The organism is Pseudomonas sp. RAC1 (assembly GCF_030658255.1).
In the GTDB taxonomy this organism is placed as follows: domain Bacteria; phylum Pseudomonadota; class Gammaproteobacteria; order Pseudomonadales; family Pseudomonadaceae; genus Aquipseudomonas; species Aquipseudomonas boreofloridensis.
The window spans coordinates 1-12,593 of record NZ_JAUTXS020000003.1; the positions used below are offsets into that span (position 1 = coordinate 1).

Annotated in this window: 10 protein-coding genes; 8 read left to right on the forward strand and 2 right to left on the reverse strand. The window is 64.2% G+C overall.

Features of this window, described 5'->3' with window-relative positions; translation table 11 throughout:
- Nucleotides 1–373: 373 nt before the first annotated feature.
- From Q7C30_RS00120 to Q7C30_RS00145, 6 genes are read left to right on the forward strand one after another with little or no spacing between them, the layout of a single operon-like run.
- The gene (locus tag Q7C30_RS00120; RefSeq protein WP_317870146.1) at nucleotides 374–1,225 is read left to right on the forward strand and encodes an STAS domain-containing protein; all 852 of its coding nucleotides are present in this window, start codon (nucleotides 374–376) and stop codon (nucleotides 1,223–1,225) included.
- A 4-nt stretch (nucleotides 1,226–1,229) separates the two neighbouring features.
- Nucleotides 1,230–1,592: an STAS domain-containing protein gene (locus Q7C30_RS00125; protein ID WP_029615277.1), complete on the forward strand. Its 363-nt coding sequence runs from the start codon at nucleotides 1,230–1,232 to the stop codon at nucleotides 1,590–1,592.
- On the forward strand, nucleotides 1,589–1,993 hold the full coding sequence (locus Q7C30_RS00130; RefSeq protein WP_317870148.1) for an anti-sigma regulatory factor: 405 nt from the start codon (nucleotides 1,589–1,591) through the stop codon (nucleotides 1,991–1,993). Before Q7C30_RS00125 ends, Q7C30_RS00130 begins: the two co-directional genes overlap by 4 nt.
- The gene (locus Q7C30_RS00135) at nucleotides 1,984–3,000 is read left to right on the forward strand and encodes an ATP-binding protein (protein ID WP_317870150.1); all 1,017 of its coding nucleotides are present in this window, start codon (nucleotides 1,984–1,986) and stop codon (nucleotides 2,998–3,000) included. The genes Q7C30_RS00130 and Q7C30_RS00135 overlap by 10 nt, the downstream gene beginning before the upstream one ends.
- Nucleotides 2,993–3,868, forward strand: coding sequence for an ATP-binding protein (locus tag Q7C30_RS00140; protein ID WP_317870152.1), 876 nt, complete (start codon nucleotides 2,993–2,995; stop codon nucleotides 3,866–3,868). The genes Q7C30_RS00135 and Q7C30_RS00140 overlap by 8 nt, the downstream gene beginning before the upstream one ends.
- A complete protein-coding gene (locus tag Q7C30_RS00145) occupies nucleotides 3,858–5,804 on the forward strand; it encodes a response regulator (RefSeq protein ID WP_039583138.1) in 1,947 nt (648 codons plus the stop codon). The genes Q7C30_RS00140 and Q7C30_RS00145 overlap by 11 nt, the downstream gene beginning before the upstream one ends.
- A 42-nt stretch (nucleotides 5,805–5,846) precedes the next feature.
- Here Q7C30_RS00145 and Q7C30_RS00150 read toward each other — a convergent pair whose 3' ends face one another.
- On the reverse strand, nucleotides 5,847–8,000 hold the full coding sequence (locus Q7C30_RS00150; protein WP_317870154.1) for a TonB-dependent siderophore receptor: 2,154 nt from the start codon (nucleotides 7,998–8,000) through the stop codon (nucleotides 5,847–5,849).
- Between the two features lie 203 nt (nucleotides 8,001–8,203).
- On the opposite strand from Q7C30_RS00150, the gene Q7C30_RS00155 reads away from it, so the two are divergent.
- Nucleotides 8,204–10,588 (forward strand): DNA polymerase II, encoded by a 2,385-nt coding sequence (locus tag Q7C30_RS00155; RefSeq protein ID WP_317870155.1) that lies wholly within the window; start codon nucleotides 8,204–8,206, stop codon nucleotides 10,586–10,588.
- Between the two features lie 159 nt (nucleotides 10,589–10,747).
- Nucleotides 10,748–11,773 (forward strand): IS110 family transposase, encoded by a 1,026-nt coding sequence (locus Q7C30_RS00160; protein ID WP_317870157.1) that lies wholly within the window; start codon nucleotides 10,748–10,750, stop codon nucleotides 11,771–11,773.
- A 356-nt stretch (nucleotides 11,774–12,129) separates the two neighbouring features.
- On the opposite strand, the gene Q7C30_RS00165 is transcribed toward Q7C30_RS00160, so the two are convergent.
- Nucleotides 12,130–12,462, reverse strand: a complete 333-nt coding sequence (locus tag Q7C30_RS00165) for a hypothetical protein (RefSeq protein WP_317870159.1) — start codon at nucleotides 12,460–12,462, stop codon at nucleotides 12,130–12,132.
- Between the last annotated feature and the right edge of the window lie 131 nt (nucleotides 12,463–12,593).

Here is a 12,593-nt window from a genome sequence, read left to right on the forward strand (position 1 = left end):
GGGACCAGGAGGGTCCCTAAGCGCGGTCCTCCCGGAGCGACGCCGGCGCGAGGGAACCCCTGCGCGCAGCGCAGGGGCCGGATGCGGGAGCAAGCGGTTTTTGCCCCTCTTTTTTCCAAGCAAAAAAGAGGGTCGCCGTAAAGGCGAAAAGGTGATTCAGCCTCACCACAGCCACCGGATAATCCCCCCCAAACCCAATCCCCTCCAACCCCTCAAAAATACCCAAACCCCCCGCCCAATTCAGCTTAAGATGGCCAATCGCGACCACCCCCCCACCTCAACGCATACAACTATTGAGCCCCAGGGTGGTCGGTATTCAGGGGCCCAGGTGCAAATCACAAGACACCCCCCTATCAGCCCTCAGGAGCCCACAATGGCAGCACTGCAAGACAGCACGTTGAATGCGATGGAAACCCACCAGCAGCAACTGCTCGAGGGTTGGCTCAAGGCCCTGCAAGCCACGGGCGCTACCCGCAATATCAAGGAACAGGAACTCACCCAGGAAGCCCAGGAGTTTCTCCAGGTCCTGACCCTGACCACCCGTGCCAAGCATGGCGCCGATATCAACGCTGCCGGCTGGGAAGAGGTCCGCCGTTTCCTCGATCGCCTCTCGGCCAGCCGCGCCCGTCTCGGACACGACTCGCACCAGACCACCTTCTTCATCTTCGCCCTCAAGGCGCCCTTGTTCGGCCTGCTGCAATCGGTCTACGCCGATCAGCCGCAACTGCTCGCCGAGCAGCTCTGGGAAATCTCCGGGCTGCTCGACACGCTCGGCATGTACACCATGCGCGTCTACCAGAAAACCCGCGAAGAAGTGATCAAGCGCCAGCAGGAAGAGCTGCTCGAGCTGTCTACTCCGGTCGTCAAGCTGTGGGACGGTGTGCTGGCCCTGCCGCTGATCGGCACCCTGGACTCCCAACGCAGCCAGACCGTCATGGAGTCGCTGTTGCAGCGCATCGTCGACACCGGCTCGGAGATCGCCATCATCGACATCACCGGCGTGCCGACTGTCGATACCTTGGTTGCCCAGCATCTACTCAAGACCGTCACCGCCATCCGCCTCATGGGCGCGGACTGCATCATCAGCGGCGTGCGCCCGCAGATCGCGCAGACCATCGTGCACCTGGGCCTGGATCTGGGCACCTTGACCACCAAGGCCAACCTCGCCGATGCCCTGCAACTGGCCCTCTCGCGCCTGGGCGTGAGCCTGGTCGGGCGCGGCTGACACTATGGAACGCATCCCGATTCTCCAGATGGGCGAGTTCCTGCTGGTGACCATCCAGGTCGACATGCATGACCAGCTCGCCCTGCGCCTGCAGGACGATCTCACCGACCGTATCAGCCGCACCTCCGCGCGCGGCGTGCTCATCGACATTTCCGCGCTGGACATGGTCGACTCCTTCATCGGCCGCATGATCGCGCAGATCGCCAGCCTGTCGCGCCTGATGGACGCGCAGACCATGGTGGTCGGCATGCAGCCGGCCGTGGCCATCACCCTGGTCGAGCTCGGCTTGAGTTTGCCGGGGGTCAGCACGGCGCTGAATGTCGAGCGCGGCATGCAGGTGCTGCGTCAGCGGACTCAGCGCTCATGAACGTACGCGACAGCGGCAGCCATCCGGTGCGTATCGAGCAAGACGTGGTGCTGGCCCGGCAACTGGTGCGCAAGCTGGCCAGCGAATGCGGCATGCGCCTGGTCGACTTGACCAAGCTGGTGACCGCCGTCAGCGAGCTGGCGCGCAACACCGTGGTTTACGGCGGTGGCGGCGACATGGATTGGCAGGTGCTGGACGACGGCGCCCGCGTGGGCGTGCGCGTGCTGTTTCGCGATGAAGGCCCGGGCATCGCCGACATCGGTCTGGCGCTCACCGACGGTTGGACCTCCGGCAACGGCCTGGGTTTGGGCCTGACCGGTGCGCGTCGGCTGGTCGACGAGTTCGAGCTGGATACGGCGGTGGGTGAGGGCACACGGGTGACGATCACGCGATGGACATGAATCTGCGCGGTAGTCTCACCCAGCTCATCGTCATCGATGACCCCAGCCACGTCGGCCACGCCCGGCGTCAGGTGCGCGAACTGGCCCAGCGCCACGCACTGGCCGAGGCCGATGGCGAGCGCGCGGCGCTGCTGGCCACCGAACTGGCCAGCAACATCATCAAGCATGCCGAGCGCGGGGCCTTGCACCTGCGCGCCTGGCCGCACGCCGAAGGGGCGGTGCTGGAACTGCTGGCCATTGATCGCGCCCAGGGATTCGATCGCGCCGCGTGCCTGACCGACGGCTTCTCCACCAGTGGCACCCAGGGGATCGGTCTGGGCGCCATCGAGCGCCTGGCCGACACGTTCGACCTGTACAGCGATGCGCGTGGCACGGCACTGCTGGCCCGCGTGCACGGCCCGCGCCAGGACCGTCGCGATCTGCGTATCGGCGTGTGCCAGCACACCCTGCCAGGCGAGACGGTGTGCGGCGACGGCTGGTACGTGGCCAAGCAGGAGGGTCACTTGAGCGTGCTGATGATCGACGGCCTCGGCCATGGCGAGCACGCGCGAACGGCAGCGGACGCGGGCGAGACGGCCTTTGCTCAGGCGCCCTACGACGCGCCGGCGCGGGTGGTCGAGCGTTTGCACGGCGCCATGGGGGCGACGCGCGGCGGGGCGGTGGCCGTGATCCAGCATGACGCCGCACTCGAGCGCCTGACGTTCGCCGGCATCGGCAATATCGGAGGCGTGCTGCTGGGGCGCGAGCGCGCCCGTGGACTGGCCTCGATGCCTGGCATCGTCGGCGGGCAATACCGCAAGGTGCAGGTGTTCGACTACCCTCAGGTGAACGACAACCTGTTGATTCTCTACAGCGATGGCCTGCAGTCCAGGTGGGACCTGAAGGACTACCCAGGCCTGGCCTACCGTCATCCCGCCCTGGTGGCGGCGGTGCTGCACCGTGATTTCTGCCGTGGCCGCGACGATGTAACGATCATGGTCATCGACCTGGAGGGCGTTCATGCCTGAACAGCTTCACCCCGACAGCCCCGAACAAGGCGCTGCCATTGCCCGATTGCAGGCGGAGAACCACGCCCTGCGTGCGGAACTGGAAGAGACCAACCAAGGCGTCTTGGCGCTCTATGCCGAATTGGACACCCAGGCCGAGCAACTGCGCGAGGCGTCGGACCTCAAGAGTCGCTTCCTGTCGTACATGAGCCATGAGTTTCGCACCCCGCTGGGGTCGATCCTGAGCATCACCAGCCTGCTCAGCGACGAACTCGACGGCCCACTGTCGCCCGAGCAGCACAAGCAGGTGACGTTCATCAGCATGGCCTCGCGCGAGCTGTCGGACATGGTCGACGACCTGTTGGACCTGGCCAAGATCGAGGCCGGACGCATCACCATCTCGCCGGCCTGGTTCCACATGCTCGACCTGTTCTCGGCCTTGCGCGGCATGTTCCGGCCCATCGTCGAAGGCTCGGCGGTGGACCTGATCTTCGAAGAGCCGGCAGGGCTGCCACAGCTGTACACCGACGACAAGAAGCTGGCGCAGATTCTGCGTAACTTCATTTCCAACGCCCTGAAGTTCACCCCGCGTGGCGAAGTGCGCGTCTGCGCGCGCCTGGAGGGCAATGATCGGGTGCGCTTCTCGGTCAGCGATACCGGCATCGGTATCGCCGCCGATCTGCACGACGTGCTGTTCGAAGATTTCAACCAGATCGACTCGCCGCTGCAGAAACGTCTGCGGGGCACCGGGCTGGGCCTGTCGCTGTGCAAGCGGTTCGCCGAACTGCTGGGCGGTGAGGTGGGCATGGAGAGTTCGCCGGGCGTCGGATCCTCGTTCTTCGTCACCATCCCACTGGCCCTGGCGCAGGGGGATGCCGATGCGTGCTGAGACCCGCTTGCTCATCGTCGATGACAACTATGCCACCCGCTATGCCTTGCGCCGTCGCTTGGCGTTGCACGGCTATCAGGTACTGGAGGCTGCCACCGGCGGCGAGGGCTTGGCGCTGATCGCCAGTGAGGCCATCGATGCGCTGATCCTGGACGTCAACCTGCCGGACATGAGCGGTTTCGACATCGTCCGGCTGCTGCGCAAGGATCCGGCCACGGTTTTGTTGCCGGTGATTCATGTGTCGGCGGCGTCGATCCACAGCGGCGACATCATCACCGGCCTGGACGCCGGTGCCGATGCGTATCTGGTGCATCCGGTGGACCCAGACGTGCTCCTGGCCACCCTGCGTACGCTGCTGCGTGTGCGCGATGCCGAGCAGGCCCTGCGGCACAGCGAAGCGCGCTTTCGCGAGATCTTCAACAACGTGTCGGCACCGATCGCAGTGCTCGATTGCCAGTTGGGCGTGGCCGAATGCAACGAGGCGTTCGTGCGCCTGACCCAGGACAACCAAGACCGGCGCCAGTTGCGCGAGTGCTTTGCGCCCGGCCAGGAGGCAGCCATCGCCAACCTCTGCCAGCACCTGGTCGAAGGCGAGCGTTGGCGTGGCACCTTGCTGATGAGCGTCGAGGGCCAGTTGCGCGAGACCGAGTGGCAGTTGTCGCCTTACCAGGCGCCTGGCCTGTGCCTGGTCTTCGTCGAGGACATCACCGAACACCGGCACCGCGAGCGTTCGCACCTGGAGCGCCTGGACGCCACCACCCTGCAACTGGCGGAGAAGGTCGCCGAACATGCGCGCACCGAAGCACAGTTGCTGCAACTGCAGAAGATGGACGCGCTGGGTAGTCTCACAGGCGGCATCGCCCATGACTTCAACAACCTGCTGACCGGCATCATCACCAGCCTGGAGCTGATCCGCAAACGGATCGCCGACGGGCGCCCGGAGCGGGTGCCGATCTATGCCGAAGCCGCGCTGAACTCGGCCATGAGCGGGGCGGCGCTGACCCATCGGTTGCTGGCGTTCGCCCGCCAGCAGCCGCTCGACACCCGGCCGGTGGATGTCAACGCCCACGTACGGTCGTTGGAGGAGTTGCTCAACCGCACCATCGGCGAGCGGGTGACGCTCAGGCTGCAGCTGTCGAACAAGCCGGCCACCGCGCTGGTCGACCCGGTGCAGTTGGAAAGCGCGGTGCTCAACCTGGTGATCAACGCCCGCGACGCCTTGCCGCGTGGCGGACAGATCTGGATCACCACCAGTTCAGTGTGGTCGCACGGCGACCCCAACCTGTTGGACGGCCCGTACCTGGCGATCAGCGTGCGCGATGACGGCCAGGGCATCGACCCCAGTGTGCTGGACAAGGTATTCGACCCGTTCTTCACCACCAAGCCACTGGGGCAGGGCACAGGGCTGGGCCTGTCGACCATTTATGGTTTCGCCCGTCAGTCCGGTGGTCACGTCCATCTCGACAGCGTGGTCGGGCATGGCACCGAAGTACGCCTGATGCTACCGGCCACGGACGACCTGGCCATCGACGTCGAGCCGCCGCAGCAGCCCGAGCTGCGCGGCAGCGGTGAGCACCTGCTGATCGTCGACGATGTTGCCGCAGTGCGCATGCCGCTGGCCGAAGCGCTGGCCGATGCCGGTTATCGCTGCACCACGGTGGCCGGGGTCGAGCAGGCACTGGAGCTGCTGCGTGGCCAGACCCCGTTCGACCTGCTGTTGACCGATGTCGGCCTGCCGGTGCTCAGCGGTCGGGAACTGGCCGACCTGGCCCGCGAGGTGCGCCCTGAACTGCCGGTGCTGTTCATGACCGGCTATGCCGAAACCGCCCAGGACCGCCAGTCGTTCCTGGCGCCGCGCATGGACTTGCTGATCAAACCGTTCAAGATCGGCGATCTGCTCGAGCGAGTGGGGCGCTTGTTGGTCGAGGAGGGCTAGACGCCACGCGGCGGGCTGGCGCGTCCGTGCGCCGAGGTGGGGTCAGAAGCTGTACTTGGCGGTGAGCATCAGGTTGCGTGGATCGCCGAAGTTGTCGCCGCCATAGTCCACTGACTCGGAGATCGACGAGTAGTAGCGGCGGTCGAAGACGTTGTTGGCGTTGAGCTGCAGGTCGAGGTGGCGATTGACCTGGTAGCCGGCCATCAGGTCGGTGACCGCGTAGCTGCCCTGCTGCAGGCGATAGGTGCTGCCGTTGACCGGGATGTCGTTGTACATCCGGCTTTGCCAGGTCACGCCGCCGCCCACGCGCAGCTTGTCCAGCGGACCTTGGAAGCGGTAGGTGGTGAACAGCTTGAACTGATGCTCGGGCGTGTCGGAGTTCAGCGGTTTGTTGACGGCGGCCGGGTTGTTGTCGTCCTTGATCGTGTGCACGCGGGCGTAGGTGTAGCCGGTGCCGACCTGCCACTGGTCGGTGAGGGCGCCCTGCAGCTCGAAGTCGATACCCTGGCTGCGCACTTCCCCGGAGGCCTGGTAGCAGGTCAGTTGTGGGCAGTTGGCCAGGCTCACTTCGACCTGGCGGTTTTCCTGGTCGATGCGGAACACGGCGATGCTGGCATTGAGCGCACCGTCGAAGTATTCACCCTTGATGCCCACTTCGTAGTTCTTGCCGACGATGGGGATGATCGGCTTGCCGGAGGTGTCCTTGCCGTCCTGCGGGGTGAAGATGTCGGTGTAGCTGGCATACACCGAGTGGTGCTCGTCCAGCTCGTAGATGAGCCCGCCGTAACGGGTGACGTTGCGGGTGACCTTATAGTCGCCGTCGTCGCTGCCGCGCTTGTCGTAGTCGTACCAGTCCAGGCGTGCGCCGAGGATGAGCGTGAGCGGGTCGGCCAGGCTCAGGCGGGTGGTGGCGTAGACGCCTTCCTGATTGATCTGGTAGCGATTGTTGCTGGTATGGACGAAGTCCGGCTTGCCGCCGTTGAGCGGGTAGTTGGGGTCATACGGGCTGTAGTCGCGCTCATCCATGTCGTAGATGCGCTTGGCTGCGCCGAGCACCAGTTCGTGCTCGCGTCCCAGCAGCTCGAACGGGCCACTGGCGAAGGCGTCCAGGCCTAGCTGGTTCTCGTCGTGGGCAGACTGGTAGACGGTACGCTGCAACGCCTTGTCCGCCCGCCAGCGTGATTGGTAGGAGCCTCGGAACAGCGCGTTCTGTTCGCTGTAGTTGGCGTTGACCTGCAGTTTCCAATCATTGGCCAGTTGCTGTCGCACCTCGGCGAACAGCGTGTTGATTTCCTGGTCCTTGTCTTCCCAGTCGCTGCCTGGGTTGTATGAGCGCGACAGGCGTTGGTGATGACCATTGAGGTCGGTGGGGATCGAGCCCCAGAACACGTTGGTCTTGTCCTTCTGGTGCGAGAAGCCCAGGGTCAGGGTGGTGTCATCGCTCAGGTCGGCTTCGCTGACGGCGTAGAACAGGCCATGGTTCTCCTGCTGGCCATCACGGAAGCCATTGCTGTCCTGCCAGGAGGTCACCACGCGCCCGCGTAGGGTGCCGCTGTCGTTGAGCGGGCTGGAAGCGTCCAGTTCGCCACGGTAGTTGTCCCAGGTGCCGGCAGCGCCGGTGAGGGTCACGGCCTGGCCAGGTAGCGGGCGCTTGCGCACCAGGTTGATGGCGGCCGAGGGTGTACCGGCGCCGGTGACCAGCCCGGTGGCGCCGCGCACCACCTCGACACGGTCGAACATGGCCAGGTTGGGCTGAGCGCCGACCACCCAGCCGCTGTAGGCGCTGGGGATGCCGTCGTACATCAGGTTGTCGACATCGAAGCCACGGGCGGTGTAGGTCTGCCGACCGGGGCCGCTGGACTGGTTGAGGAACAGGCCCGGCGTGTAGCGGGCCACGTCGTTGATGCTGGTCATGTTCTGGTCGTCCATGCGCTGGCGCGTGACCACGGTCACGGCCTGTGGCGTCTCGCGCAGGCTCAGGGGCAGCTTGGTAGCGGTTTCCATGGCACCGGTGGTGTACGACGTGGTGCCTTCGGTGGTGCTGCCCAGGCGGTTGTCGCTGATTTCGGTGGCGCCGAGTTCCAGAACACCGGGGGTAGGGGCGTCTTCGGCCATGGCATTGGCCAGCGGTGTGGTGCAGAGGGCGAGGGCCAGCAGGTTGGGCGCGAAGCGGCGGGGCGGGGCAGCGGGGATCATGCCGGATTTGTCCTTATTGCGAGTACGTATGAGAACGATTAGCAATAAGTGTGTCAGGATTTGTCGTGGTGCGGAAGCGGTGAGGGTATCGATTTCGACGAATTTTTCACAACTGCCCAACGGTCCGGTCGGTGGGTATAAAGATCCCGGTAGTGGCGCAAAGCCGTTAGACTCGCCGACCTGATGACTATTTCGAGGTGGCTGTGACGCTGCAGCAGGGGTTCGTCCTGACCCGCCATTGGCACGACACGCCCGAGGGGACCTGCGTGGAGTTCTGGCTGGCCACCGACCAGGGGCCGCGCCGAGTGCGTCTGGCGCCGCAGACCTCGGTGGCCTTCGTGCCGGCCGAGCAGGCCGCCCATGCTCGCGCGCTGCTGGCCGACGAGCCGGGCGCGCAGTTGCGCCCGCTGCAGTTGCGCGACTTTCAGCAGCGTCCGGTCATGGGCCTGTATTGCCAACAGCACCGGCAGTTGATGGCGTTGGAGCGCCGCCTGCGCGAGGCAGGCGTCGAGGTCTTCGAAGCCGATATCCGCCCACCGGAACGCTACCTGATGGAGCGCTTCATCACCGCGCCGGTGCTGTTCGGTGGCCACGACGACGGTCAAGGCACGCTGGAGCGCGCCCAACTCAAACCGCATCCGCACTATCGGCCACGGCTGCGGCTGGTATCGCTGGACATCGAGACCACCGAGCGCGGCGAGCTCTACAGCATCGGCCTGCACGGTTGCGGGCAGCGCGTGGTGTACATGCTCGGCCCGCCCAATGGCGACGCACAGTCGGTGGACTTCGAACTGCACTACTGCGACGACCGCGCCGCGTTGCTCGACTGCCTCAACCAGTGGTTGGCTCACCATGACCCGGACGCGATCATCGGCTGGAACGTCATCCAGTTCGACCTGCGCGTGCTCCACGAGCATGCCCAACGTTTGAAGGTGCCGTTGTACCTGGGCCGTGACGGTGCGCCCATGACCTTGCGCGAGCATGGCAGCCGCACCCACTTCTTCGCCGACGCGCCGGGCCGCCTGCTGATCGATGGCGTCGAGGCGCTGCGCTCGGCGACCTGGAGTTTTCCGTCGTTCAGCCTGGAGAACGTCGCCCAGACCTTGCTCGGCGAGGGCAAGGCGATTTCCACGCCGTACCAGCGCATGGACGAAATCAACCGTATGTTCGCCGAGGACAAGCCGGCGCTGGCGCGCTACAACCTCAAGGACTGCGAGCTGGTCACGGCGATCTTCGAGCACACCCGGCTGCTGGACTTTCTGCTCGAGCGTGCTTCGGTCACAGGTCTGCCGGCCGACCGCAGCGGCGGCTCGGTGGCGGCGTTCGGTCATCTGTACATCCCGGCCATGCACCGCCAGGGTTTCGTCGCGCCGAACCTGGGCGAGCGCGACGGCGAGGCCAGTCCGGGCGGATTCGTCATGGATTCGCGACCCGGGCTGTACGAGTCGGTGCTGGTGCTGGACTACAAGAGTCTCTATCCGTCGATCATCCGCACCTTTCTGATCGATCCGGTGGGCTTGATCGAGGGCCTGCGCGAGCCGGATGAGTTGCATTCGGTGGAGGGCTTTCGAGGGGCGCGGTTTTCCCGTACCCGACACTGCCTGCCCGCCATCGTCGAGCGGGTCTGGCAGGGCCGCGAGGCGGCCAAGCAGGTGGGCAACGCGCCGCTGTCCCAGGCGCTCAAGATCATCATGAATGCGTTCTACGGGGTATTGGGCTCCAGCGGTTGCCGCTTTTTCGACCCGCGCCTGGCGTCGTCGATCACCTTGCGCGGGCACCAGATCATGCGCCAGACCCGTGCACTGATCGAGGCGCAAGGGTTGGAGGTGATCTATGGCGATACCGACTCGACGTTCGTCTGGCTCAAGGGTGCCCATGGCGAGGAGGCGGCGGCGCAGATCGGCCGCGCCCTGGTGGCGCAGATCGGCCGCGCCCTGGTGGCGCAGGTCAACCAGTGGTGGCGCGAGCACTTGAGCACTGAGATGGGGCTGGACAGCGCGCTGGAGCTGCAGTTCGAGACGCATTACCGGCGGTTTCTGATGCCCACCATTCGCGGCACGGAGGAGGGTAGCAAGAAGCGCTATGCCGGTCTGGTGCAGCGTGGCGAGGGGCACGACGAGGTGGTGTACAAGGGGCTGGAATCGGTGCGCACCGACTGGTCGCCGTTGGCGCGGCTGTTTCAGCAGGAGCTGTATGGGCGGATCTTTCGCGATCAGCCGTATCGCGAGTATGTGCGCGAGTTCGTGGGGCGTACGTTGGCGGGGGAGCTGGATGAGTTGCTGGTGTATCGCAAGCGGTTGCGGCGGCCTTTGAGCGACTATCAGCACAACGTACCGCCGCATGTGCGGGCGGCGCGGTTGGCTGATGAGTACAACCGGCGGGTTGGGCGGCCTTTGCAGTATCAGCGGGGGGGCTGGATCAGTTACGTCATGACCGTGGCGGGGCCGGAGCCTTTGGAGGAGCGGCGCTCGCCTGTGGATCATGAGCATTACCTGAGTCGGCAGTTGCAGCCGGTGGCGGATGCCATCTTGCCGTTTGTGGGGGATGATTTTGCGGGGTTGACGGGGCGGCAGCTTTTGCTTTTCTGAGGGTGGTTTTTGTTGGGGGCCGGGGGGGGGTATCCGGATTTTTTGGTGATGCTTAGTCACCTTTTCGCCCTTACGGCGACCCCCTTAATGAGATGGTCACCCCGGCACCCTACGAGGCGTACGCTTTCGTAGGGTGTTTTTACTTCGGAGACCGTCATCATGAGCAACGTGACCCTGATCGGCATCGACATCGGCAAACATACTTTCCACCTACACGCCCAGGAAAAGTCCGGCAAAGAAGTGTTGCGCAAGAAATGTTCAAGACCGCAGATGATGCGGTTTCTGGCCAATCATCCCCCTTGCACGGTAGTGATGGAGGCCTGTGCTGGCTCACACTGCCTGGCGCGAGAAATCAAAGCGATAGGGCATGAAGCAAAGCTGATTTCACCTCAGTTCGTTAAGGCTTTCGTCAAGGGCAACAAGAATGACTTTGTCGATGCGCAAGCCATCTGTGAAGCCGCTTCCCGACCTTCCATGCGCTTTGTGACGCCAAAATCGCCTGAGCAGCAGACGCTCTCTGTTTCTCATCGGATGCGTGAATCACTGATTCGCGACCGGACCAAAACGGTGAACCAGATGCATGGTTTCCTGCTCGAGTTCGGCGTCAGCCTGCCAACGGGACTGGCGGTGATCAAACGCCTCGCTTCAGTGCTTGAAGAGCACGACCTGCCTGTACGCCTCGTCGCACTGCTGCAGCGCCTGCATGATCACTTCGTCTACCTGACCGAGCAGATCAAGCTGCTGGATGAAGAGCTGGCAAGCCAGCTGGCTGACGATGATCTGGGTAGTCGTTTGCTGACTATTCCGTGTGTCGGGCCGATCACCGCCAGCCTGCTGGCCGTAGAAATGGGAGACGCTCGGCAGTACGGCAGCAGTCGTGATTTTGCAGCATCCGTAGGCTTGGTCCCCAGGCAATACAGCACCGGCGGCAAGCCGACTTTGCTGGGAATCAGCAAACGTGGCGACAAGAACCTTCGGCATTTGCTGGTGCTCTGCGCCCGTGTCTACATGCTTCGTTTGAAGTACCAGAGTGGCCCATTGGCCGACTGGGTACGTACGCTATCAACACGACGCCACTCCAACGTGGTGGCCTGCGCGTTGGCCAACAAACTGGCACGCATCGCGTGGGCTATTGCCACTCGACACTCGCAATATGAAACGGAGCCAGGCGCGCTGAACGCCTGACCCCGTTGTGCTACACCGAGTTTTACCATCAGGTTTTGCGATAGCTGAACAACGGATGAAATAAACGGCCGATCGGCCTGGCGATGATCCTGGAAGAAAAATTGGCTCTCAGAAGCCGCTTACTTTATTAGGATCGCCAGGTGCGAATACTCATCGTGGCGCGGGATACCAGCCCAATCGACGCCGGATAGATTTACGCAAGCCATCCATTTCACCCAATGATCAGTATTGCAAAAAAGGGGGTGACCATAGATTTTCTTGGAAAAAAGGGGGCAAAAACCGCTTGCTCCCGCATCCGGCCCCTTCGCTGCGCTGCGGGGTTCCCTCGCGCCGGTGGCACTCCGGGGGTACCGCGCTTAGGGGCCATCCATGGCCCCAAGCGCTTGACGGGCATCCATGCCCGTCAACCCCCTCCATGCCACCTCTGCTCGGCCTCCTGAGGTCGCGAGTGGCGGCGTCTGCACGAGGGCGCGCTTAGAGCAGGGCGGTGGGGCAGATTTATCGGAGCGCTGCGCGATCGAATCGCCGTTGCCGTTGCCGTTGCCGTTGCCGTTGCCGTTGCCGTTGCCGTTGCCGTTGCCGTTGCCGTTGCCCTTGCCGTTGCCGTTGCTGTTGCTGTTGCTGTTGCCGTTGATCTTAGTGCGCGGTAGCCCAATCACCGCCAACCGCGACCTCAGGAGGCCGAGCATAGGCGTTGCGCAGGGAGGTGACGGGCATGGATGCCCGTCAAGCGCTTGGGACCAGGAGGGTCCCTAAGCGCGGTCCTCCCGGAGCGACGCCGGCGCGAGGGAACCCCTGCGCGCAGCGCAGGGGCCGGATG